The following is a 22,031-nucleotide window of genomic DNA, read 5'->3' as shown; positions in this document are numbered from 1 at the left end:
AAAAGTTGGCATTCATGTTTACCAACATAATTTGTTTAATTAATTACGATTCAGGCTTAAAGCGCAATAACCTGTTGGCATTGCTGACAACAGTAATGGAAGACAATGCCATTGCCGCACCAGCAACAACAGGATCCAGTAATGCTCCTGTAAAAGGATATAAGATACCGGCTGCAATCGGAATGCCTAATGTATTATAGACAAATGCACCAAACAGATTCTGCTTCATATTACGCAGTGTACCTTTCGATAATTCAACAGCATCTGCTACTCCTTGTAGGCTGTGGCGCATCAGAGTGATGGATGCCGTTTCAATCGCTATATCACTTCCACTTCCCATTGCGATGCCGACATCAGCTTGCGCCAATGCGGGAGCATCATTAATGCCATCACCGATCATTGCCACTTTATGCCCTTTTGACTGGAGCGATTGGATGGCTGCGGCTTTGCCATCAGGTAAAACACCTGCAATCACTTGATCAATACCGGCTTCTTTGGCGATGGCATTGGCAGTTACTGGATTGTCACCCGTTAACATAACTAAATGATAGCCTTGATGATGCAAGCGTTGTAGGGCAAAAACCGTATCTTGGCGCAGGGGATCGCGAATAGAAAACAGGGCGGCGATTTTTCCATCTGCGGCGAGGATAACAGGAGTGATGCCTTTTTCCGCTTGTGCTGCTACCAATGAGGTTAATTCTGTCGTTTTAACCTGATGTTGTTCAAGTAAATTTTGATTGCCCAAGAGTACCGTATTATCCCCAATCTCACCTCGTATACCGAGCCCGGGCAGTGTTCTGAATTGCTGCATTTCTGGCAATTGCAGTCCTTCGGCTTTCATCAGAATGGCTTTTGCCAGAGGATGGTTTGAACCATTTTCAAGTGCGCCCGCCCAGACTAAGACTTGTTCTTCGGTGAAACCATTAAAGGTGTGGATGTCGGTGACTTGAGGCATTCCTTCGGTCAACGTCCCTGTTTTGTCAAAAACAATGGTATCGAGTTGACTGGCTTGTTGCAGGGCATCAGCATCTCGAACCAATACCCCTAATTCTGCTGCCCGACCCACGCCTGAAATAATTGACATGGGTGTTGCCAGCCCAAGTGCACAAGGACAGGCAATAATCAGTACGGTAGTCGTAATGACCAGAGCGTACATAATTTGTGGCGCAGGGCCAATAAAATACCAGACAGCACCAGAAATGACGGCAATAGCGACAACAACAGGGACAAAAATTGATGATATTTTATCTACCAGCTGGCCGATTTCAGGTTTGCTGCTTTGTGCCTGACGGACTAATTTGATGATGCGCGCCAGCGTTGTTTGGCTGCCGACCGCGTTGGCTTTAAACAATACCGTTCCGTCTTGCACAACAGTACCCGCATGAACAGCATCTCCGACTGATTTCTGTTGGGGGATGGGTTCACCTGTCAGCATGGCTTCATCCAGCCAGACCGTTCCCTGAATAATTTCACCGTCAACCGGAACGCGATCTCCTGTTGTCAGTCGCAATACCATATTGGGTTTGACATCATTTAACGGGAGTGACTTTTCACCTTCTGCGGTCATGACCCGGGCTGTGGGGGGAGTCAGATCCAATAACCGTTCAAGTGCCTTGGAAGATCGCTGGCGAGCGCGTTGCTCCAGGGCGTGCCCGAGGTTGATTAAGCCAATGATCATGGCGCTGGCTTCGTAATAAAGATGGCGGGCCTGGGATGGAAAAGCATCCGGCCATATATTAACACTGATGGAATAGAGCCATGCTGCGCCGGTCCCTAACGCGATAAGTGTATCCATCGTTGCACTGCCATTTTTCAGGCTTTGCCACGCATTGCGGTAAAAATGCCCGCCAGCGAATATCATGACAATCAGTGTAACCAGGCCAATCGTCAGCCAGATCATGTGGTTTTCAGGCGTGAGAGTCATGTTATCGCCCATCATGCCCCAAATCATGACAGGAATGCCAACCACTAAGGCAAAGGCGGATTGCCAGCGAAAACGGCGCATATTGGCTTGGGCAACTTGTTGCTGGCGTTCACGACGCTCGGTTTCATCCTGAATGATTTCCGCACCATAGCCTGCCTTGATAACCGCTTCAACCAATGCATCTGGTGATGGATTGCCTGTCACCAAAGCACTTCTTTCCGCAAGGTTGACTCTGGCATGCTCCACGCCATCAACAGATTGCAGAGCTTTTTGCACCTTGCTGACACAGCTGGCGCAGGTCATTCCATCCAATAAAAGTTGAACACTGTCATCAATAACGTCATTTTTGGTATGTACAGCCTGTGTTGATGCTACGGAAGGTGTTTTTATCTGGGCGGAGAGCTCCGGAGATACTTTTACTGAAGAGGCGGTTTCTGAAGAAAACGTGGTTGCCGCTGCCAAAGCTCCCGGTATTTGCGGGGAAGATATTGTCAGCGGCTCAGCCTTTGGGGAGCCATTCCTATCAGCTAACTCGGCATGATATCCCGCTTGTACGACAGCGTTAATTAAAGTATGGCTGTCTGCGGTGCCATAGATTTTTGCAGCTTGAGTATTGACCTCAGCGGCAATGACACCTTCCACGGCTTCTAATGCGGCTTGTGTTTTACCTGCACATTTCATGCAGCTCAGGCCTGACAGTTGTAATTCAATATCGGGCTTTCCGGCGACAGTGGCTTGATAGCCGGCATCAACAATAGTTGTGATTAACATATCAGCTGAAACATCGCCGGTAACTTTGGCATAATTCAGACTGACATTGATCTGTTCAACACCGGATATATTTTCCAGTGCTTTTTTAACTCTGCCAACACAATGCATACAAGTTAAACCTTGCAGTGCAAGAATGGTAGTTGTGGACATGACAATATCTCCTGATACAGAGTGGTATACTTATCACTAAGGCTAAACCTTCCTGCAAGGGGAAGGTCAAGGGGGAATAATGAACATCAGTGAAATTGCCCACAAAACCGGTTTAACCAGCAAGGCCATCCGGTTTTATGAAGAAAAAGATCTGATTACTGCACCAAAGCGGGGAGATAACGGTTACCGTTATTACCAGCAAAAACATGTTGATGAACTGATGCTTCTGCGTCAGGCGAAAGAAGTGGGGTTTACGCTGGAAGAATGTCGGGAATTATTGCGATTATTTCGCAATCCCAGTCGCCAGAGTGCTGATGTGAAAGCGGCAACTTTGCAAAAAGTAGCCGAAATAGAAAAAACAATGACAGAATTACAAAAGATAAAGGACAGATTACTGGTACTGGCAGCCGAATGCCCGGGAGATGACGGGGCGGATTGCCCCATCATTGAGCATTTATCGGGTTGTTGCGTGCATCATGGTCAGTGATGAACAGGTTTCACTTTCAAAGTGATCCCATCGACAGCGATAACTTCAACCTCAGTATTCGCGGTCAGTTCCCGATCACATTGGACGCGCCAACTGCCATCAGCAAGTCTGATTCGTCCATAACCATTTTCGGTATCTGTGATTAAATGGGCACGAAGTCCGATTAACTGGTGATCTTTCTGATTGAGGGTCTTATCACTTTCCTGAAGCGGGCGGTGGCGCAGCCAGCTGCGCCATGCAAGAACAGAAACCAGTGTTAGAATAGCAAACAGAACACCTTGCAGTTCCCAGCCCATACCAGGAAAAACCCATGTGATCAGGGAAACAACGATAGCTGCTGTTCCTGTCCACAAAAGGTATCCCCCTGTTCCCAGCAATTCTGCAATCAGAAGCAGGCCACCAAAACAGAGCCAGAACCAAACTGGCTGAGCGGCGATCTGTTCAATCATGGTTATTTATCCTGTTTGCTTTTCTTACTTTCGCCAATTAATTCAGCAATACCACCGATAGCGCCCATCAAATTGCTGGCTTCCAGTGGCATCATAATGACTTTACTGTTGTTCGCTGTCCCAATGTTGGTAAGAGCATCCGTATATTTTTGGGCAACGAAGTAATTAATGGCCTGCATATCACCATCAGCAATGGCGTCAGAAACCATTTTAGTTGCACGTGCTTCCGCTTCTGCGGCACGTTCACGGGCTTCTGCCTGAAGGAATGCTGACTGACGTTCACCCTCTGCTTTCAGGATTTGTGATTGTTTCTCCCCTTCGGCTTTCAGGATAGCGGCCTGACGGATACCTTCCGCTTCAAGGATATCGGCGCGTTTTGTACGTTCTGCCTTCATCTGCGCATTCATTGCAGAGATCAATTCTTTCGGCGGACGAACGTCACGGATCTCAATACGCGTGATTTTGACACCCCACGGGTTAGTTGCCTCATCGACAATTGTCAGCAGGCGGCTGTTGATGGAATCGCGCTGAGACAACATTTCATCCAGTTCCATTGAACCCAGTACGGTACGGAAGTTAGTCATGGTCAGGTTAATGATGGACAATTGCAGGTTACTGACTTCATAGGCAGCCCGCACAGGATCAACAACCTGAATGAAGCAGACGGCATCAATGGTGACGTTGGCGTTATCGCGTGAAATCACTTCTTGTGACGGAATATCCAACACCTGTTCCATCATATTAATTTTGCGGCCGATACGATCAACAAACGGCACAATGATATGCAGGCCCGGCGTTAATGTACGGGTATAACGGCCAAAGCGTTCAACAGTCCATTGATAGCCTTGTGGAACGGTCTTTACACAGGTAAAAACGATAACGACCGCAATGATAATGAGGACTGGTACTGCACCAAAAGAGAGTAAATCCATAACAATTCCCTTATTCACTAATTATGGAGAATAGATAAATGTTTCTTACTTAATAGAGTAATGAGTATACATGACGACGATATTTAGAAGCTAGCGCATCACCGCTTCCCAATGCTGATAAAATATCCATCATTGTCTTTTTCACAGCACCATCAGCAGCGGCAAGATCTTTTTTCAGAAAACCAAACAGTAATTCCAGCGCCTCTTCATTGCGGCCTACTTCATGTAATTTTGAAGCAAGTTGAATAGCCAGCTCTGCATTTTCTGGTTGAGTTGCCAACGCTTGTTGAAGTTGTCGAATCTCAGGAGAATCAGCAGCTTCTTTCTGAGATTTTATGTACTCAAGCAGCTCATTATAATGCTCATCCTGTGCGTCTAATGGGACGGTATCCAGTAGTTTTTGTGCGTCGTCAAGGTGATTGAGAGAAATACTGATTTGAGCCAGCAACAAAGTCATCTCTGTATCTTGCGGCTCCTCCTGATGAAGTTCTTTCAGTAACAGCAATGCATCTTGATTTTTGCCTTCTGCAAGCAGAGCATTCACTTTTTCCAAGGGTGATATTTCTTCTTTGGTCAGAAGTTGGGCAAAAATGTTTCTGATGGATTCATCCGTCTGGATGCCTTCAAAGCCTTGCACCGGACGAGCTTCTTTCACAAACAATACCGTTGGTAAAGTACGGACGCCAAAGTGTGCAGCGAGGTGAGAAAACAGGTCACAATTGACTTTGGCCAGAGTAAATTGGCCCTCATATTCATGAACAATCTTATCAAGAGTTGATTCTAATTCATGGCAATGCAGATCTTGTGGAGACCAAAAGTAGAACACGACAAGTTGAGTGAGTGAAAGCTGAACAACTTGAGAAATATTGGATTCATCAATATTTGTGATATTGGTGTTATTACTGTTTGTATTCACTGTAAGTTCCATGGGCGTTTCTCTTTGGTTTGTTAATAAAGTGTCGCATGAATAAATAAGACTCACGGGCGTGTATTTCAATGCTCATTAACTTAGCTTGTGAACAATTTTGTCGAGCCATCTTTCTGGCAAGATACGGCGCATGATCTTTGCTGCGTAAGTCAATAAGGTAACAGAATAACGTAACTTAGGGTTGGGACTTTCCAGAGCATGAATTAATTTAGCGACCACATCTTCAGGCATGAGTGTCAAACGGCGTGCCAGACCAGGGTTTTCAACAGGATGATCCTTCTGGGTTTGATTCACGTTTTCTGTGAAACGTGTCTTGATTGGGCCGGGTTCAATCAGGCTGACTTTAATACCCGTTTTTGCCAGTTCCGCCCGTAAGGCATCAGACCATGCTTCAAGGGCATATTTGCTGGCTGCATATGCTCCCCGGTTTGGTGTAGAAATTAACCCCATCACAGAACTGGTCTGGACTATTCTCCCTGCGCCATAAGCGTGTATGGCGGGTAACAACAGATTGGTGAGTTGATGGGCGCCGAAAAAATTGGTGGAAAATTGCTTTTCCATTTGTTCGCGGGAAACACTTTCCAATGGTCCGTAAACTGCAAATCCGCCATTATTAAATAGCCCGAACAAACGCCCGCTGGTGACTTCGATGACTCTCTTTGCTGCGCGTTCAACACTGTCCTTATCATCTAAATCCAACTCAATAGGTTCAAAACCCAATTCACGCATATGTTCCAAATCGGCTGATTTGCGACAAGCAGCGAGGACATGGTAACCACGTTGATGAAGTGTTTTGGCTGCGGCTAATCCAATGCCGCTGGAACATCCGGTAATAAGAACCGATTTTTGCATAACTTTACCTGCTTAATCACATCAATTATGGTAATAAATGATTTACTATTAATAAAAATTATTACTTAAGAAGGGTTGATGTAACCAGACAATTGATTGGACATCCAATCAGCAATAAAAGGTTGTGCTGATTGATTCGGGTGTATCCCGTCATCTTGCATCCACTCTGGTTTGATAACAACGTGTTCCATGAAAAATGGCAATAAAGGAATTTGGTTGTGTTCTGACAACATAGGATAGATTTTTGCAAAGGCGTCGGTATAGCGCTTGCCGTAATTGGGGGAAATCCTAATTTGCATTAATAACGGTTGTGCACCAGCTTGTTTAATCAGGTCAATATTCCGTTGTAAATCTTGCGCTATGTTTTGGGGGGGAAAACCCCGTAATCCGTCATTTGCACCAAGCTCCAGTAGAACCCATTTGGGATTGTGCAGCTTCAATAATTCAGGCAAGCGCTCAAGTCCTTGTGAAGCGGTGTTACCACTGATACTGCCGTTGACAATCACTGTTTTTTTACCGGTTTTTTGCCATTGCCTTGCCATCAGAGCAGGCCATGATTGCTCAACGGGCAGGCGATATCCGGCACTGAGGCTGTCTCCCAATATCAGCAGTGTATCTGCCGCCGCTGCTCTGGCACTAAATAGCACTGATAATAAAAGGAAAAATACATGGCTGTAGAAAGTATTCTTGAAGTTCATCATCTCACTAAACATGTTGGTCAAGGGGAACAGATAATTAATATATTGCAAGGTGTTGAGCTGATTGTCGAGCCAGCACAGACAATTGCCTTGATTGGTGAATCAGGGTCAGGAAAATCAACGCTTCTTGGCGTTATTGCGGGATTGGATGATGGCAACGGTGGGGAAGTGCATTTGCTGGGGCAGAATCTCACTCAGATGAATGAGGAGCAGAGGGCACAACTGCGGGCAGAGAGCGTGGGTTTTGTTTTCCAGTCATTTATGTTGATACCGACACTGAACGCATTGGAAAATGTTCAGCTTCCGGCGCTGTTGCGTGGTGAATCGGAAAGCCAAAGCCGCCAGCAAGCCATAGAATTGCTCGAACAACTGGGATTGGGCAAGCGTCTCAAACATATGCCTGCCCAGCTTTCAGGGGGGGAGCAGCAGCGGGTTGCTTTGGCCCGTGCATTTTGTACACGGCCAAAAATTCTGTTTGCAGATGAACCGACTGGGAACCTTGATCGACAGACGGGAGATCGTATTGCTGACTTACTGTTTTCCCTTAATCACGATTACGGCACTACCTTGATTTTAGTCACACATGACAGCCAACTTGCAGCCCGATGCCAACGCCGTTTACATCTGGTAGATGGAAAATTGCGGGAGGAAGCATGATTTGGCGTTGGTTTTTGCGGGAGTGGCGTACTCCCTCGCTGCTGATTGTCTGGTTATCCTTAACCTTGGCTGTGGCTTGCGTATTGGCATTGGGGCGTATTAGTGATCGTATTGACCAGAGTGTGCATTACCAAAGCCGTGATTTTCTGGCGGGTGATCTGGTTTTAAGGGCTTCGTATCCCGTTGATGAAATTTGGTTAAAACAGGCTCATGAAAAAGGGTTGGTATTAAGTCGCCAGATCTCATTTTCAACCATGACTTATGCGGGAGATATTCCGCAATTGGCGGATGTGAAAGCCGCGGATGATCGTTATCCGTTGTACGGAGAACTGGAAACCAATCCGAAAGGGTTAAAACCGGAAAAAGGTACTGTGCTGGTGGCTCCCCGCCTGCTGACATTGCTGGGGGTTAACGTTGGCGATGACCTTGAGGTGGGTGATACCATGTTGAGAATTCGCGGGGAATTACTGCAAGAGCCTGATAGCGGTTTCAGCCCATTCCAAATCTCTCCCCGAATTTTAATTAATATTGATGATGCTGAAGCGACAGGGGCGATCCAGCCCGGAAGCCGGTTAACCTATCGCTATATGTTCTCGGGATCACCGGTGGAAATCCAATCCTTTCAGCAGTTGATTGAACCACAATTAAAAGCCGACCAGCGTTGGCTCACCCTGAAACAGGATAATGGTGTATTGGCACAATCCATTGAACGGGCACAGCAATTTTTACTATTGTCATCTTTGTTGACACTCTTGCTGGCTGTTGCTGCAATGGCGGTTTCCATGTCGCATTATTGCCGTAGCCGGCATAATTTGATTGCCATTCTGAAAACGCTGGGAGCAGGGCGTTGGGCCTTGCGCCAATGGATCATCGGGCAATGGTTAGTGATAATGCTTGCCGCGATTGTGGTAGGGGCTGCGTTAGGTTTAATTTTTGAAACCGCCTTGGTTCAAATTTTGGCTGGAATGCTGCCTAAAATGCTGCCAGAGGCGGGGATGTGGCCTTGGGTTTGGGCAATGGGCGCTTTATTTGGCATCGCTTTTCTCGTGGGAATTCGCCCTTACCGCCAATTAATGGCAACCCAGCCTTCGCGGGTATTAAGAAATGGTGTCACTGCATCTATCTGGCCATTACGTTACTACCTGCCGGCCGTTGCACTGCTTATCACGGGGGGATTGGTCCTGCTGGCAGGGGCTAATCCCTTATTATGGTCATTGCTGGCAGGAATACCCATTGTTGCATTGTTACTGGCGTTATTGGGCTGGGGAGGATTATGGTTACTGCGCAGGATAAAATTCCGCCAGCTAAGTTTACGTTTGGCCGTTAACCGCTTGTTGTGTCGCCCATTCCAGACCATGACACAATTAGCTGCATTTTCTTTGTCCTTTATGTTGCTGGCGTTGCTTGTCATGGCAAGAGGAGATTTATTGAATCAATGGCAACAACAATTGCCACCGGATAGCCCGAATTATTTCCTGCTTAACATGGCTCAGCCACAACTTGAACAAGTCAATGAATTACTCACCCAGCATCAGGTGAAACCCACTGATTTCTATCCTGTTATATTGGCTCGCTTAACCGGGGTGAATCAGCAATCAGCGATTGAATGGGCGGATAAAAGGCACCCCAACAGTAGTACAGTACGCCGTGAGCTGAATTTAACATGGAAATCAGAACTGCCGCCTTTCAATACAATTGTAGAGGGAACATGGCCGCCAAAGCCGGATGAAGTCTCCATAGAACAAGGCGTAGCTGAGCGATTGCAAATTCATGTCGGTGATCAACTGGCATTTACGGGAGATACACGAACATTTCATGCTACGGTCAGCAGTATCCGTAAAGTGGATTGGGAAAGTGTGAATCCAAACTTCTTTTTCATCTTTGCGAAAGAGACGTTGGAAAACTATCCTCACATGTGGTTAACCAGCTTTCACTATCAGGGCAATGGCCAATTGCTGACAGAAATTAACCGCCATTTCCCGACCATCAGTGTGTTGGATATTGGCTCAATACTTAAGCAATTACAAGGTATCTTGCAGCAAGTCAGCAAGGCATTGGAAATTATGGTCTTTCTGGTGATGATATGTGGCACATTGCTTTTGTTGGCACAAATTCAGGTTGGCATGAGCCAGCGCCAACTTGAATTGGTGGTATACCGCACATTAGGTGCGAGCAAGAAACTATTGCGTCGCACATTGTGGAGTGAATTTGCATTATTGGGTTTGATGGCGGGCATCGCTGCCGCATTTGGTGCAGAAATTGCCCTTTGGTTATTGCAGACTCAGGTTTTCCATTTCCCATGGCACCCGCAATGGTTGATGTGGATTTTTCTTCCTGTTATCAGCAGCTTAATGCTTTCATTATGTGGCGGTTGGTTGGGTATCCGATTATTGCATGGTAAAGGGCATTACCGGCGTTTACCTGATTGATATTTGCCGGAACAAGCCGAAAAACCTGTCGGACGGGGAGATATGGAATCAAAATCTCCCCGTTGCCGGAAATCATGACCAGATATTATCAGGCAAATTCTTCTCTGAATCTGGGAAGCATATAATCACCAAACATCTTCAATCCTTTGATGTAATCGGTGAATATCAACATCATTCCGTCTAGCTCACAGTTGCGCATTAAACTTGCCAGTTGCTTGTAACAATTTTCAGGCGTTCCGATAATCGTTTGAGTCATAAAAGCATGCTTGGAACGTTCAACCATCGCGATAGTTTTTCCGGTTGTATCAAGGCCATAACTGTTCATCATATTTTTGACCCCCTCAGCATCCACGCCTTGACGGTAAAATTGGGCGAGGGTTGCAGCATGGGCATCCGTTTCGGCGAAAATAATCGTGCACAAGCTGAATGTTTTGGTGGTTTTATTGTACTCAGCAGCGATACGCTTGGCATTTAAACTGATTTTTCGGGTATCTTCTTCATCTCCGCCGCCAATAAAACAAACATCTGCATTCTGTACACTGAAGCGCAGCCCTCGTTCAGATTGGCCTGCACAAAACAGATAAGGACGAGGCTTTGAGAGGGGCTTAGGCTCAGAAACGCATTGTTTAAGATGAAAATAAGCGCCTTCGTGATCCACCTTTTTTTCACGCCAAAGCCGTTTGATAAGCTGCGTCCACTCAGCAGTCATAGCATAGCGCTGGGTATGATCCAAACTGCCATCCCATGCGCCCATTTGTTCAAATTCATCCCGGAATGAGCCGGAAACAATATTCAGGCCTGCACGTCCCTGACTGATATGATCCAGCGTAGTAATCATTTTGGCGGTAACAGCCGGGTTATGCAGCCCGGCATGAACTGTTGCGATCAATTTCGCACGATGAGTGACTTCAGCAATGCCTGACAACATCGTAACGGATTCCAGAGAGGTTCCCCAATGATCGGTTTCACCACCAAAACCTTTCCACTTTCCTATTGCCATAATGAAATCAAGACCGATTTGATCGGCCAGAATCGCAGCCTCACGGTTCTGTTTATAAGACGCATCTAATGGAGGCGTGTTTTTGGAAACTATCCATCCACCGTTGGCAATGGGCAGAAATACACCGAACTCTTTTTTCGACATGATCATTTCCTTGTTTGTGAGTTATTTCAGTTCGTTGACTTCTATATAATAAATTGATCCCTATTCAGTAAATTGAACGTCATGCTCAGATGGTTTTCTCAGTTTCTGAACAGGCGGCTTCATCATCAAAGTGGCGACAATAACAATAACTACAGGAATAATGATGATTAAAAATGCGGAAGTGAAACTGCCGGAATAATCTTTAATGGCGCCGGTAAAGAAAGGGGCCAGACAAGCCAACGTGGAAATCAGATTCATGATTGAAAACAGTTCCAGATAAGGCTTACGGCCAAAATAATTAGCCAGCAACACACTGGACGCGAGAAAAGTTACGCCATATCCCATGCCGACACATAGGGCGAATGTAATTAGAAATACCCATGACGAAGCGATACTCAATGCAATCAGCCCGAAAATAATCATAGTCAGGCTACCAATCAGTAATTTTTTGGGATCGACCCATTCACCGATTGCACCACCGGCTAATCGGGAAAAGGCATTGATAAAGGCCATTGAACTCAATAACCCTGCGGCAATGGCTTCACTGAAACCATTTTCGATAATATGGGCAACGGCAAAACTATTGACCGTAATACCGCACCATAAAAAGGCTGTGTAACTTGCTGCGATGATATAAAATTGCCATGTCCGCAATGCTTGGTGCACCGTCCAGTGCTGCTTAGTGCGATAAATGCTGGGAGTATCCTGACTGTTATGTTTTTGATTCACCGCCTTGGCATGGGCGATTTCCCGTTTTCCTTCCTGAAGTGTAATAATTGTCAGGATAACGAAAATAGTCAGCACAATTGCGGAAATCATCCAGTGCATCCGCCATGTGCCCCAGACTCGGGTTGCCAGAAAATAGATCCATGGGCCAATCACGCCACCCAATCCACCAATCGTAAAATAAAACCCAAAGGCAAGGGATTGTTTTTCGTACAAACGTGAAATGACATAAGTGCCCGGTACGGTAGCTAAAAAGGTAAAACCAACACCAATCAGCGCTGTGCCGATAAAATAGGATGAAATTTCGTGAGTGTTATAAAGATGATAAAAACCTGCCAAAAAAATCAGTAAGCCGATAAATAGCGTAAAGCGAATCCCAACTTTGCGTATAAATACGGTTGGCAGGAAACTGGACAGCCCGCATGTCAGGCCAAGCAAAGTGAAACCCAGGCCTGCATTAGTCCAGCTCCAATCCAGTTCAGCAATCATACTTGGCAAGACAACACCGAGTGACGTAAAGGTTGTTGCTGTGGATAAAAAATAGACCATGCCTAAAAGTATCAGCAAAAACCACTGATAAGTACGTCCGAATTTGTCGTGTTGGTTGGACATTGTGACCTCATCAAGGATATAAACCATTAAAAACGGCACTATTTTAAGTGTTTATTAGAAAAAGCTGTATCGAATAAACATCCCATAGCTAAATTGATTTGTGCGGAAGTAAGGAGAATCTTTAATTTTGTACTTATTTTTACCAAGAGTCACAACAACCCCCGTCCATAGATGACCTGATTCATACCCCAATTGTTTGCCTAAGTCATAGTGCAGCTCAGGTTTGAATTCGATCATCTCAGGGTTATCTCGTCGCCCCAATGTGTAATCGAGCGTGCCGACGATACGAAAATCGCCCAATCGGTTATTGAAAGGCACTCCATAATCAATATGAATACGCTGATCGTTCCAACTGCCTTTGGCGTTATTTTCAAAATAAAAGATAGTGCGCAGCCAACTGAAATCAGCGACTTGCCAATCAAGGCTGACCCCAAGGAAATAGTCGTGCTTTATGTTTTTGGTTTTGGCGATCCATTGAGAAAATAACACATCCTTCAATGGCCCATAAGAGAGATCATATCCTGTGATTTTGCTGGCACTGAGTCGGGGAACAAATTTATAGTAATAGGTGCTTTTATCTCCGTTATAATCATGTTGCAGTGAATTTTGCCAAATGCTGTAGACATACATATCACCGATTTTATAATCGCCAAACGCCTCTATAATGGGGGAGATGGTTTTTGGGGGATCGATTTTGTTTTCAAATTGGAAATAAAGGCTGGTGTCAATGGATTGGTAATTGACAAAGCCTTTTGCTTGGGCATTATTTGCCGTAAGCAATAATATCATTAATAAACTGACTAAGTTTGAAGTGGTGGTTTTTAGAGTATGTAATATTGATTTTTTTCTATAACGCGTCTCAAAGAGAAAATAGAGGTTTCTAATTATATGTTTATCAATGAAAAATAACATTCAAATATCCATTTTTATTAGAGGATTAAATGTGTACTATTCAATAGCAAAGGATTCGTGTCAAGGTTTTTAATTAAAAATAATGTCATAATATAATTAATTAATCACTATGGGACTATTTATATTGCATCTTATTTTAACCTCATGGTTTTAATTTATTTCTTAATTTTTATTAGTGATGTGTTATATTTTGGGTGTTATTATAATATTGTTAATTTTTTTATTTATTTGAGAGGTTTCTCACGGAATTTGTTTTGTTGATATTGTCTGCTCGACTATTCGTGATATTGTCTAATTAAATAAAGGTATATTTGTATTATCACCTATTCTATCATTAGTATTAATTAAATAAGGTAATGCGTAGTGTCTAATATCGCTTTTGGTCATTCTGTTTGTTTCTCATCACCTCATTATAAATCAACTTTATCAGGAATAAATGAATGCCTAATGGAGGGAAAGGACCGTTTTTGTTTATATAGTGGTGCAATAAAAATTGGAATATCTCTATTTTTTAATTTGCCACATCTATGTGGTCTTGGTGGAGATGCGATAATAATAAAAAAAAATAAAGGCAGAATATCTATTATTAATGGAACTGGAAAAACGGGCAAGTATCAAAACCGAGAGTCTTATCAAGAGAAAGGATTGGATGCCATTCCAAGGCGAGGGGTTTATAGTACAATGGTTTATGGCGCGCCTTATGCATTTGATACGTTAGTCAAGGAAGAGAATATTGACTTAGTGAGAATTGTAGAAGGCTTAAATAGAGATGATTTTAACAAAGGGTTTATCAAATTACCCGGCTTGGAATCGCTATTCGATAAAGCAAAATCAGAGTTTTCACCAATGACAACGATAAGTGAATGGGAGCGATTATTTGCTGGTGAACAACGTATAAATCATTCACTGATTCATACAATAAAAAGAATCTCTCAAGTTGGATTTATGGATCTTTATACCGGCAAGTTGGGTGATGAGGTTTATCATCAATTGGCAAAATATGATAAAGGATTATATGATGAATCCGACTATATAGATTTCCAACCTAATTATAGTGAAGTTAAAAAAATCAATTTCTTGGGTAGTCAGGTATTTTGTCATGGTGCAAATAGTCCTTGGAGGGAATTATTTTTATTTTTGAAAATCTATGAAATGTTTTTTATGGAATCTAAAAACATAGATTACAAAAGTATTTGTAAATTAACACCCTATGTAGAGGATGCAGCAGATTGTATAAAATCTGATATAGTAAATTATGAAGACAAGATCAACGAAATAGCCAGAGCCTTATATGATAAGGCTGAAAATGAATTTTTAGATGAAAGAGATATCAGGCATAAGCAAAGCCATACTATTTTTATTGCTGGCGTGAATCAATCGGGTGATTTGATTGGTATCACTAATTCAATTTTCACTCCATTAGGAGCACTTTTTGAGGTGGAAAATACAGGTATTTTATTGTCCAATCGATGTTATGCTTTTAATGAAAAAGGAAAAAAAGAGGATTTTAAGAGCCAATCCCCGGTAAAACATACTAATAATTGCATTATTGTAGAATCAGATGATATGAATTTTGTGATAGGAACCGCGGGTGGCCCCGTTCAATCCCAAACTTTATCTTTTGTAATCAACAAAATAATTGCTGAGAAATTTCAGCCTCATGAGGCGGTGGCCGAGCCTAGGTTCGCTAATTTGGGGTATCATGCAAAAACGAATAAAGTCACATATTTAACAGAAAAAAAGGGCGTTGATGATTTATTTACGAGTATTGAAGGTCTTAGTAATAAATTAGGCGTAGTTCAACTTGCAGGTATTAATAAAAAAACAGGGTTACTTTTTTCCGTATCAGACCCCAGAGGTCATGGCATAGCATTAGGTTATTAAAATGAGTCGAAGTATTAATAATAAGATAGATATCTTTATTGTATCCGCTGCATTTTTTTTAGAGGTTTTGGATGCAACCATCTTCACTCCGGTTTTGATAGATATTTCACATGATTTGAATGTTCCGATAGGAATAGCGACGATTTCAATAGCGTCTTATATTTTCTCGTTAGCAATATTTACGCCTCTTAGTGTAAATTTTTTTTCCAGAACAAGTGCGAAAAAAAAATTCATTCTGGGAATGATGATTTTTTTCATAGCCTCTTTTTTATGTAGTATCAGTGATAATATTTATCACTTATCTATAAGTAGAATACTGCAAGGCTTTGGCAGCGCTTTAGTTGTTCCTATAGGCAGAACACTCGTGTTAGGAAAAACAAAAAGAGAAAATATTCCTATTGTAATGACATACTTAATTTTTCCAGCGCTTTTTGCTCCTGTTGTAGCGCCGATTATTGGTGGGTATATAACCCAAAATTACAGTTGGAGATTTATCTTTTATCTCATTTTAATATTGTCATTATTTATTTTGATGATATCTATAAAATGGTTATCAAATGAACGGGTGATATTTAAAGATAGCGACAAGGTTGATCTTTTATCATATTCAATTTGGTTTGGGTTGGTATTCTCTATTTTTTCTTTTTTTGCACTTGCAACTAATGATTATATTACTTTAGCATTGTTATCGGTTTGTGCTGCATTTTTATTTCTACACCTTATTATAAAGTGTAAGAATAAAATACTTGATTCTAATTTATTATCGAATCATTTCTTTAAAATGAATATTGTTTATGGTGGTTTTTTTAGAGTTGCTATTTATTGCTTCCCTGTTTTTTTGGTTTTATCATTGATTTCTATTTTTAACTATACCCCTCTAATGAGTGGGATTTGCATTGTTTTTATTTTTATCGGGAATATTTTAGCCAAACCGATAGCTGCTCGGATTTTATCTAAAACAAAGAACGTCAAGTTTTATTTTGCCGTATCGTCTTTTATGACCTTCTTCTCTGTTTTATGTTTTTTGAATGGAGAAATATATAATGATGCAATATTTGTTTATTTTTTATGCTTCATGCACGGCATAGCAAGATCATTCCAGTTCTTAGGTTATTCATCGGTTGCTTTTTATGAAATAAAAAAAGAAGACTTATATAAAGCCAATACATTAAACAATTCAGTAATGCAATTAAATGCTATGCTTGGTCAATCGATACCTGCGTTATTATCTACTGTAATAAATTTTAATGAAAATGGTTTAATGTATTTATATGTTTATATATCAATAGTATGCATTTTACTTTTGATTCCTTTTATTAATTCATTTTTTATTAAAAGTGAGGTTGTTTAATTGAGAGATTTAGATAAGCATTTTATGAGGGCAGCATTAAGTGAATCAAAAAAAGCTCTACCGGTGTGTTTGCCAAATCCTCCTGTCGGAGCTGTAATTACACATAAAGATATCATTATAGGAAAAGGGTTTACGCAAAAATATGGTGGTGATCATGCAGAAATCATGGCAATAAAAAATATAACATCTCAGTTATCATTGAATGAATGTAATATTTATATCACGTTAGAACCATGCTGTTTTTATGGTAAAACCCCTCCTTGTGTGGACAGTATCATTAAGTGTAATTTTAGAAAGGTTTTTGTCAGTATGATAGATACACATTCTAAAAACAATGGAAAAGGTATTGATATATTGCGCTTAAAAGGTATTTGTACCCATGTGGGATTAATAAAAGAAGAAACAGAAGCTTTTCTTAGTAAATATTTGTGGAGAAATTAATGAAAGAGATTAGAGTAAGAAATAGTGTTATTATTCCAATTGAAAATACATCCAAAGAAACTAGGTTTATCACTTTTTCAGGTTTGGATAGTGAGCATTTTGCAATTAGTATCGGTGAATTAGAAAGAGAACATCCAGTTTTAATAAGAATCCATTCAGAATGCTTAACCGGCGATGTTTTTGGTTCTCATCGGTGTGATTGTGGTTTTCAGTTACAAGAAGCCATAAGAAAAATAGATTTCAAAGGCAATGGGATAATCATATATTTACGACAAGAAGGAAGAGGCATTGGGTTATATCCAAAAATAGATGCTTATGATTTGCAAAGTAAAGGCATTGACACATTTACGGCTAATGAAATTTTAGGTTATGAAGATGATTTGAGAAGTTTTGATGATGCTGTCTTAATGTTGAAAGCATTAAATATTAATTCAGTGGACTTGATAACAAATAATCCGGAAAAAGTTGATTGCTTGACACTTAATGGTGTAAATGTCAATGAAGTTATTCCAACTGGAGTTTATGTCACTAAAGAAAATAGAGAATATTTAAAAAGTAAAGTTGAAAAGAAATCTCATACAATAAATATTAATCAGTGAGGGTATTTATGGGAGAGTTTATATTAAATTTTGCACCAACAGGAATGATACCGACGAAAAAAACCAATAAACATGTCCCTATTTCTGTAAGTGAAATAGTTGAGGATGTATTACAAGCAGCGGAATGCGGCGCTTCAATGGCGCATATTCATGCCAGAGATCAAGTGACAGGGCAACCTATCGTTTCCGATGAAGCTTATGGAAAAATAATTTCAGGGATTCGGGAGTATAATAAAGAGATTATCATTTGTGTTTCTTTGAGTGGAAGGAACGTATCTGATCCTCATCAACGAGCATTACCTTTACAATTAGAGGGTAATCTCAAGCCTGATATGGGGAGCTTAACCCTATCTTCTTTAAACTTTATTAATCAAGCCAGTGTAAATGCACCAGAGACAATACAATTTCTGGCCGCGACAATGAAAGAAAAATCAATATCGCCAGAAGTTGAAATATTTGATACTGGCATGGCTAATTATATTCATTTTTTAGCAAAGAAAGAATTATTGCCAAAGCATGTTTATGCCAATATTCTTCTTGGTAATATTGCAGGTGCGCAAAGCAGCTTTTCTAATATATCGGCAATATTATCAAATATACCCGATAATGTGACGTGTTCATTTGCGGGATTAGGGAGCTATCAATTACAAGCCACATCATTATCTTTATCTTCTGGATACGGAGTTAGAATTGGCTTAGAAGATAATATTTGGTATGACAAAAAGAAAACGACTTTAGCATCTAATAAAAATTTGGTTAAAAGAGTTATTAGATTAGCAGATGAATTAGAAATGTCTCCAGCTCATCCTACTGATGTTAGGAAAAAACTTGGATTGGCATCTGGTCATGGTCATTATGGGTTGCTTCAGTAAAGTATTGAGGAGTTAGTGATGGAAAATGTATGGTTTAAACCTGAAGGATATCAGCGCACATCTAAAAAATTACAGTTAAAGTGCTTAGAATTATTATTGGGCTTTTCTGAGATAAAAGGCGATGTCCTGGATATTGGTTGTGGAACAGGAAATTCACTAAAATTTATAAAAAATAATGAATTAAGTAGTTATCTCGGTATTGATATTTCTCAGGATATGGTTGAGTTTGCAAGTGAAAATCATAAAGATGAAAAGATTAATTTTATAGTCAGTGATTTTTTGAATTACGAAAATTATGAAATGAAATTATATGATGTCATCATTTGTGCCGCCTGTTTACATTGGTTTATTCCAAAAGAGAAAGAAGTAATAGATAAAATTTTTAAATTTTTGAAACCGAATGGTAAACTATTTTTATCATGTGCTTTTGATTTTAATTTCTTCAGCGGTGAAAAAGATATTCAAGGGAAAGTACTCGATGTTGTAAGAGAGAAATATCCACCTGTCTCACCGCCAGTAGTTTTTGATGATTATAGATTTAATAGTGATAAGTTTAAAGCTTTCACTGAAGACTTCAATATATTAAAAAGCTACAGAATCGAAGAGGCTATTGATTTTTCTAATTATGATGATTTCAGAGATTGGCATTTAGGTAGTGGTTCTGTTATATATCAGCAATTTTCTAAGTTGGATCAAGAAAAGGCAGTTAACGATTTTTATCAATTACTCTATAATAAGTATCTATCTAACGAACATAAGGTTTCCTATTCAACAGGATTATTCTTACTTCAGAAAAAAGGATAGTTTATGTATACGGGTATTGTACAAGGTACAGAAAAGGTATTATCACTAATAAAAAACAATGGGTTTGTTACATTAACAGTTAGTAATGAAAATCATTTTTTTGATGATGCCACAATCGGGGCGAGTATAGCCATTGATGGCACATGCCTGACTGTCACCCAATTTAATCAAGATAGCGTCTATTTTGATATCTCTGATTTCACCGCTGATAATACAACATTAAAGTTTCTTTCTGTTGGAGATGAGGTGAATGTCGAACGCTCACATCAGATGAATAAAGAGAATGGCGGGCATAGTCTTTATGGGCACATAGAGGGAATGGCTGAAGTCTTGGAATTTACTGCAATCGGTGAAACGTATCGGTTAGTTATTCAAATCCCTCAAGACAATATTAAATATTTTTTCCTGAAAGGTTTTATTGGTCTTCATGGTTGTAGCTTAACCATTAATGACATTGATGAAGAAAACAAGACAATTGCTTTAAACTTGATCCCTGAAACCTTAAGAATGACTAACCTCAGCAAAATTAAGATCGGTAGTTTTCTCAATTACGAGATAGATCAAATGACGCGAACAATTGTGGATACGTTCTCTAGAACATTGTCAAAAAAATAAAAATTGTTGATATATCCAGAACGCCCAGCGGTAAGGCATAAAGTATGGCTTACCGCTTTCTCTGTGATGTTCTTTAACCCAGCTTATGTTGTACCCATTCCAGCCCACTTTGATATTCTTCAGGCATTAACGGAATTAATTTTTGTAATGTCGCTTTTAATATATGACTGTCAGCATGAACCAGATTTAGATGCCCGACTTTGCGTGCTGGCCGCACTTCTTTTTCATACCAATGTAAACGAACCAGCGGTAAATTAAGCCATTCTGTATTTATTTCTGTGCCAATCAGGTTGATCATGATTGAGGGCGAAAAAATTTCAGGTTGAGGCATGGGCAGATCCAAAATAGCCCGTAAGTGAAGCTCAAATTGACTGATTGACGCCCCGTTTTGTGTCCAGTGGCCGCTATTATGAACACGCGGAGCCAGTTCGTTAATTAATAAACGATCGCCAACAATAAAACACTCCATTGCCATTACACCGACATAATTTAGGTGATCCATAATGGAAGAGAGCATTTTTTCTGCTTGTTGCTGTAATGTCTTATCTGCATCAGGTAACGCAACACTGGTACGCAAAATACCTTCCTGATGCAGATTATGAGTCAGCGTATAAAATACAGACTCACCTTGCGCATTACGTGCCCCAACCAAAGACACTTCCCCTGAAAATGGAATGCCTTGTTCTACAATGCATTCGCCGTATATTTCAGGGGGTAATTTTGTTTCATCACCGGGGCGGATTCGCCATTGGCCTCGCCCATCATAGCCACCGGTCCGGCGTTTAACGATAATAAAGTCATCTAACTCAGCAAATAACTGGGGCCATTGGCTGGGATCGGAAAGCAGTTGCCAAGGGGCTGTCGCCAATCCCAACGTCTCCATCAGTTGTTTTTGCGGCAGGCGATCGGCCAGTTGTGGAAAAATATCGCGATTGATAAAAGCCTTGTGATGAGCAAGCTCCCGAGTCAGCGGTGTTTCCGGCCAACGTTCAATTTCAGCGGTAATAATGCTGCTCTGATAAGGCACGGCTTCCGGCTCTGCATCCAACCCTACGGGATAAACGGCAATCCCCAGCGGTTCTCCCGCCTGACGCAGCATTCGGCCTAACTGACCATTTCCCAATACACAAACAGGTTTCATACTTCCTCCCGCGGATCAGGATTATCCAAGACATCCTGAGTTTGTGTTTGGCGCCAGTCTGACAGGCGTTGAAACAGAACATTATCATGCAAAGCCAATACCTGTGCGGCCAATAGCGCCGCGTTGGCTGCACCTGCTTTACCGATAGCCAACGTTCCCACTGGGATACCTTTTGGCATTTGAACGATAGAGTAAAGGCTGTCGATGCCACTCAGCGCAGCACTTTGTACTGGAACGCCAAACACAGGCACCAGTGTTTTGGCGGCTAACATGCCCGGCAAATGTGCGGCACCACCAGCACCCGCGATAATGACCTCAAAACCATTTTTCTTGGCATGTTCAGCAAAATGAAAAAGCTTATCCGGTGTACGGTGCGCAGAGACAATTTCAACATGAAAAGGTATCGCAAGAGAAGTCAGAATATCGGCGGCGTGTTGCATCGTTGACCAGTCGCTCTTTGAACCCATGACGATGGCGATTTTGGCACTATGGTGCATTTTTGTTGCTGCGATGGAAGTAATAGTTGCTTCGGGATCAAGACTGGCCGTCATAACTCAGATGCTCCTGTATTGGATATCTACCAGAACAAAGATGATATTGAGATGATGGATCATATCACGCCAATTCAGGAAGGAAAACGTTTGCGTTGTTTA

Annotated in this window: 21 protein-coding genes; 10 read left to right on the top strand and 11 right to left on the bottom strand. The window is 41.5% G+C overall.

Annotated features, from left to right (window positions below; all coding sequences use genetic code 11):
• Positions 1-43: 43 nt before the first annotated feature.
• On the bottom strand, positions 44-2,845 hold the full coding sequence (gene copA / locus Xsze_RS00385) for a copper-exporting P-type ATPase CopA (RefSeq protein ID WP_038238340.1): 2,802 nt from the start codon (positions 2,843-2,845) through the stop codon (positions 44-46).
• A 79-nt stretch (positions 2,846-2,924) separates the two neighbouring features.
• Here copA and cueR point away from each other — a divergent pair, with 79 nt between their 5' ends.
• Positions 2,925-3,332: a Cu(I)-responsive transcriptional regulator gene (gene cueR, locus Xsze_RS00380; protein WP_038238338.1), complete on the top strand. Its 408-nt coding sequence runs from the start codon at positions 2,925-2,927 to the stop codon at positions 3,330-3,332.
• On the opposite strand, the gene Xsze_RS00375 is transcribed toward cueR, so the two are convergent.
• The 5 genes from Xsze_RS00375 to tesA form a co-directional block, all read right to left on the bottom strand.
• Positions 3,326-3,781, bottom strand: coding sequence for an NfeD family protein (locus Xsze_RS00375; protein WP_038238336.1), 456 nt, complete (start codon positions 3,779-3,781; stop codon positions 3,326-3,328). The genes cueR and Xsze_RS00375 overlap by 7 nt on opposite strands.
• 2 nt (positions 3,782-3,783) lie before the next feature.
• The gene (locus Xsze_RS00370; protein WP_038238333.1) at positions 3,784-4,713 is read right to left on the bottom strand and encodes an SPFH domain-containing protein; all 930 of its coding nucleotides are present in this window, start codon (positions 4,711-4,713) and stop codon (positions 3,784-3,786) included.
• A 49-nt stretch (positions 4,714-4,762) separates the two neighbouring features.
• On the bottom strand, positions 4,763-5,641 hold the full coding sequence (locus Xsze_RS00365; protein WP_038238331.1) for a co-chaperone YbbN: 879 nt from the start codon (positions 5,639-5,641) through the stop codon (positions 4,763-4,765).
• Positions 5,642-5,716: 75 nt separating this feature from the next.
• The gene (locus Xsze_RS00360) at positions 5,717-6,493 is read right to left on the bottom strand and encodes an SDR family oxidoreductase (protein ID WP_038238329.1); all 777 of its coding nucleotides are present in this window, start codon (positions 6,491-6,493) and stop codon (positions 5,717-5,719) included.
• Positions 6,494-6,558: 65 nt separating this feature from the next.
• Positions 6,559-7,191: a multifunctional acyl-CoA thioesterase I/protease I/lysophospholipase L1 gene (gene tesA, locus Xsze_RS00355; RefSeq protein WP_176553632.1), complete on the bottom strand. Its 633-nt coding sequence runs from the start codon at positions 7,189-7,191 to the stop codon at positions 6,559-6,561.
• Here tesA and ybbA point away from each other — a divergent pair.
• The gene (gene ybbA / locus Xsze_RS00350) at positions 7,162-7,848 is read left to right on the top strand and encodes a putative ABC transporter ATP-binding protein YbbA (RefSeq protein ID WP_038238325.1); all 687 of its coding nucleotides are present in this window, start codon (positions 7,162-7,164) and stop codon (positions 7,846-7,848) included. The two genes, tesA and ybbA, sit on opposite strands and share 30 nt — an antisense overlap.
• Positions 7,845-10,277, top strand: a complete 2,433-nt coding sequence (gene ybbP, locus Xsze_RS00345) for a putative ABC transporter permease subunit YbbP (protein ID WP_038238323.1) — start codon at positions 7,845-7,847, stop codon at positions 10,275-10,277. The genes ybbA and ybbP overlap by 4 nt, the downstream gene beginning before the upstream one ends.
• Positions 10,278-10,365: 88 nt before the next feature.
• On the opposite strand, the gene Xsze_RS00340 is transcribed toward ybbP, so the two are convergent.
• From Xsze_RS00340 to Xsze_RS00330, 3 genes are read right to left on the bottom strand one after another with little or no spacing between them, the layout of a single operon-like run.
• Positions 10,366-11,421: an LLM class flavin-dependent oxidoreductase gene (locus Xsze_RS00340; RefSeq protein WP_099138442.1), complete on the bottom strand. Its 1,056-nt coding sequence runs from the start codon at positions 11,419-11,421 to the stop codon at positions 10,366-10,368.
• A gap of 60 nt (positions 11,422-11,481) precedes the next feature.
• The gene (locus tag Xsze_RS00335) at positions 11,482-12,759 is read right to left on the bottom strand and encodes an MFS transporter (protein ID WP_038238319.1); all 1,278 of its coding nucleotides are present in this window, start codon (positions 12,757-12,759) and stop codon (positions 11,482-11,484) included.
• Positions 12,760-12,813: 54 nt separating this feature from the next.
• On the bottom strand, positions 12,814-13,548 hold the full coding sequence (locus Xsze_RS00330; protein WP_244431795.1) for an outer membrane protein OmpK: 735 nt from the start codon (positions 13,546-13,548) through the stop codon (positions 12,814-12,816).
• Between the two features lie 486 nt (positions 13,549-14,034).
• Here Xsze_RS00330 and Xsze_RS00325 point away from each other — a divergent pair, with 486 nt between their 5' ends.
• The 7 genes from Xsze_RS00325 to Xsze_RS00295 are packed head-to-tail and all read left to right on the top strand — an operon-like array spanning position 14,035 to position 20,237.
• On the top strand, positions 14,035-15,555 hold the full coding sequence (locus Xsze_RS00325; RefSeq protein ID WP_141557221.1) for a gamma-glutamyltransferase: 1,521 nt from the start codon (positions 14,035-14,037) through the stop codon (positions 15,553-15,555).
• A gap of 1 nt (position 15,556) precedes the next feature.
• The gene (locus Xsze_RS00320; protein WP_038238315.1) at positions 15,557-16,906 is read left to right on the top strand and encodes an MFS transporter; all 1,350 of its coding nucleotides are present in this window, start codon (positions 15,557-15,559) and stop codon (positions 16,904-16,906) included.
• On the top strand, positions 16,907-17,347 hold the full coding sequence (locus Xsze_RS00315; protein WP_141557220.1) for a bifunctional diaminohydroxyphosphoribosylaminopyrimidine deaminase/5-amino-6-(5-phosphoribosylamino)uracil reductase RibD: 441 nt from the start codon (positions 16,907-16,909) through the stop codon (positions 17,345-17,347).
• Entirely contained in the window at positions 17,347-17,946 is a 600-nt protein-coding gene (locus tag Xsze_RS00310) for a GTP cyclohydrolase II (RefSeq protein ID WP_038238310.1), read from the top strand. Before Xsze_RS00315 ends, Xsze_RS00310 begins: the two co-directional genes overlap by 1 nt.
• 8 nt (positions 17,947-17,954) lie before the next feature.
• Entirely contained in the window at positions 17,955-18,818 is an 864-nt protein-coding gene (locus Xsze_RS00305; RefSeq protein WP_038238308.1) for a beta-keto acid cleavage family enzyme, read from the top strand.
• Between the two features lie 18 nt (positions 18,819-18,836).
• A complete protein-coding gene (locus Xsze_RS00300; protein WP_038238305.1) occupies positions 18,837-19,622 on the top strand; it encodes a class I SAM-dependent methyltransferase in 786 nt (261 codons plus the stop codon).
• Between the two features lie 3 nt (positions 19,623-19,625).
• Entirely contained in the window at positions 19,626-20,237 is a 612-nt protein-coding gene (locus tag Xsze_RS00295) for a riboflavin synthase (protein WP_038238303.1), read from the top strand.
• Between the two features lie 73 nt (positions 20,238-20,310).
• Here Xsze_RS00295 and purK read toward each other — a convergent pair whose 3' ends face one another.
• On the bottom strand, positions 20,311-21,378 hold the full coding sequence (gene purK / locus Xsze_RS00290) for a 5-(carboxyamino)imidazole ribonucleotide synthase (RefSeq protein WP_038238300.1): 1,068 nt from the start codon (positions 21,376-21,378) through the stop codon (positions 20,311-20,313).
• On the bottom strand, positions 21,375-21,875 hold the full coding sequence (gene purE, locus Xsze_RS00285; protein WP_038238657.1) for a 5-(carboxyamino)imidazole ribonucleotide mutase: 501 nt from the start codon (positions 21,873-21,875) through the stop codon (positions 21,375-21,377). Before purE ends, purK begins: the two co-directional genes overlap by 4 nt.
• Between the last annotated feature and the right edge of the window lie 156 nt (positions 21,876-22,031).

The organism is Xenorhabdus szentirmaii DSM 16338 (genome assembly GCF_002632585.1).
Taxonomy (GTDB): domain Bacteria; phylum Pseudomonadota; class Gammaproteobacteria; order Enterobacterales; family Enterobacteriaceae; genus Xenorhabdus; species Xenorhabdus szentirmaii.
This window is presented reverse-complemented; position numbering and strand designations above follow the sequence as displayed.

Coding starts and splice junctions, on each gene's coding strand:
- Xsze_RS00320 (WP_038238315.1), top strand. CDS start 15,557: ATGAGTCGAAGTATTAATAATAAGATAGATATCTTTATTGTATCCGCT.
- cueR (WP_038238338.1), top strand. CDS start 2,925: ATGAACATCAGTGAAATTGCCCACAAAACCGGTTTAACCAGCAAGGCC.
- Xsze_RS00340 (WP_099138442.1), bottom strand. CDS start 11,421: ATGTCGAAAAAAGAGTTCGGTGTATTTCTGCCCATTGCCAACGGTGGA.
- purK (WP_038238300.1), bottom strand. CDS start 21,378: ATGAAACCTGTTTGTGTATTGGGAAATGGTCAGTTAGGCCGAATGCTG.
- ybbA (WP_038238325.1), top strand. CDS start 7,162: ATGGCTGTAGAAAGTATTCTTGAAGTTCATCATCTCACTAAACATGTT.
- tesA (WP_176553632.1), bottom strand. CDS start 7,191: ATGAACTTCAAGAATACTTTCTACAGCCATGTATTTTTCCTTTTATTA.
- Xsze_RS00330 (WP_244431795.1), bottom strand. CDS start 13,548: ATGATATTATTGCTTACGGCAAATAATGCCCAAGCAAAAGGCTTTGTC.
- Xsze_RS00370 (WP_038238333.1), bottom strand. CDS start 4,713: ATGGATTTACTCTCTTTTGGTGCAGTACCAGTCCTCATTATCATTGCG.
- Xsze_RS00300 (WP_038238305.1), top strand. CDS start 18,837: ATGGAAAATGTATGGTTTAAACCTGAAGGATATCAGCGCACATCTAAA.
- Xsze_RS00305 (WP_038238308.1), top strand. CDS start 17,955: ATGGGAGAGTTTATATTAAATTTTGCACCAACAGGAATGATACCGACG.
- purE (WP_038238657.1), bottom strand. CDS start 21,875: ATGCACCATAGTGCCAAAATCGCCATCGTCATGGGTTCAAAGAGCGAC.
- Xsze_RS00360 (WP_038238329.1), bottom strand. CDS start 6,493: ATGCAAAAATCGGTTCTTATTACCGGATGTTCCAGCGGCATTGGATTA.
- Xsze_RS00295 (WP_038238303.1), top strand. CDS start 19,626: ATGTATACGGGTATTGTACAAGGTACAGAAAAGGTATTATCACTAATA.
- ybbP (WP_038238323.1), top strand. CDS start 7,845: ATGATTTGGCGTTGGTTTTTGCGGGAGTGGCGTACTCCCTCGCTGCTG.
- copA (WP_038238340.1), bottom strand. CDS start 2,845: ATGTCCACAACTACCATTCTTGCACTGCAAGGTTTAACTTGTATGCAT.
- Xsze_RS00365 (WP_038238331.1), bottom strand. CDS start 5,641: ATGGAACTTACAGTGAATACAAACAGTAATAACACCAATATCACAAAT.
- Xsze_RS00335 (WP_038238319.1), bottom strand. CDS start 12,759: ATGTCCAACCAACACGACAAATTCGGACGTACTTATCAGTGGTTTTTG.
- Xsze_RS00310 (WP_038238310.1), top strand. CDS start 17,347: ATGAAAGAGATTAGAGTAAGAAATAGTGTTATTATTCCAATTGAAAAT.
- Xsze_RS00375 (WP_038238336.1), bottom strand. CDS start 3,781: ATGATTGAACAGATCGCCGCTCAGCCAGTTTGGTTCTGGCTCTGTTTT.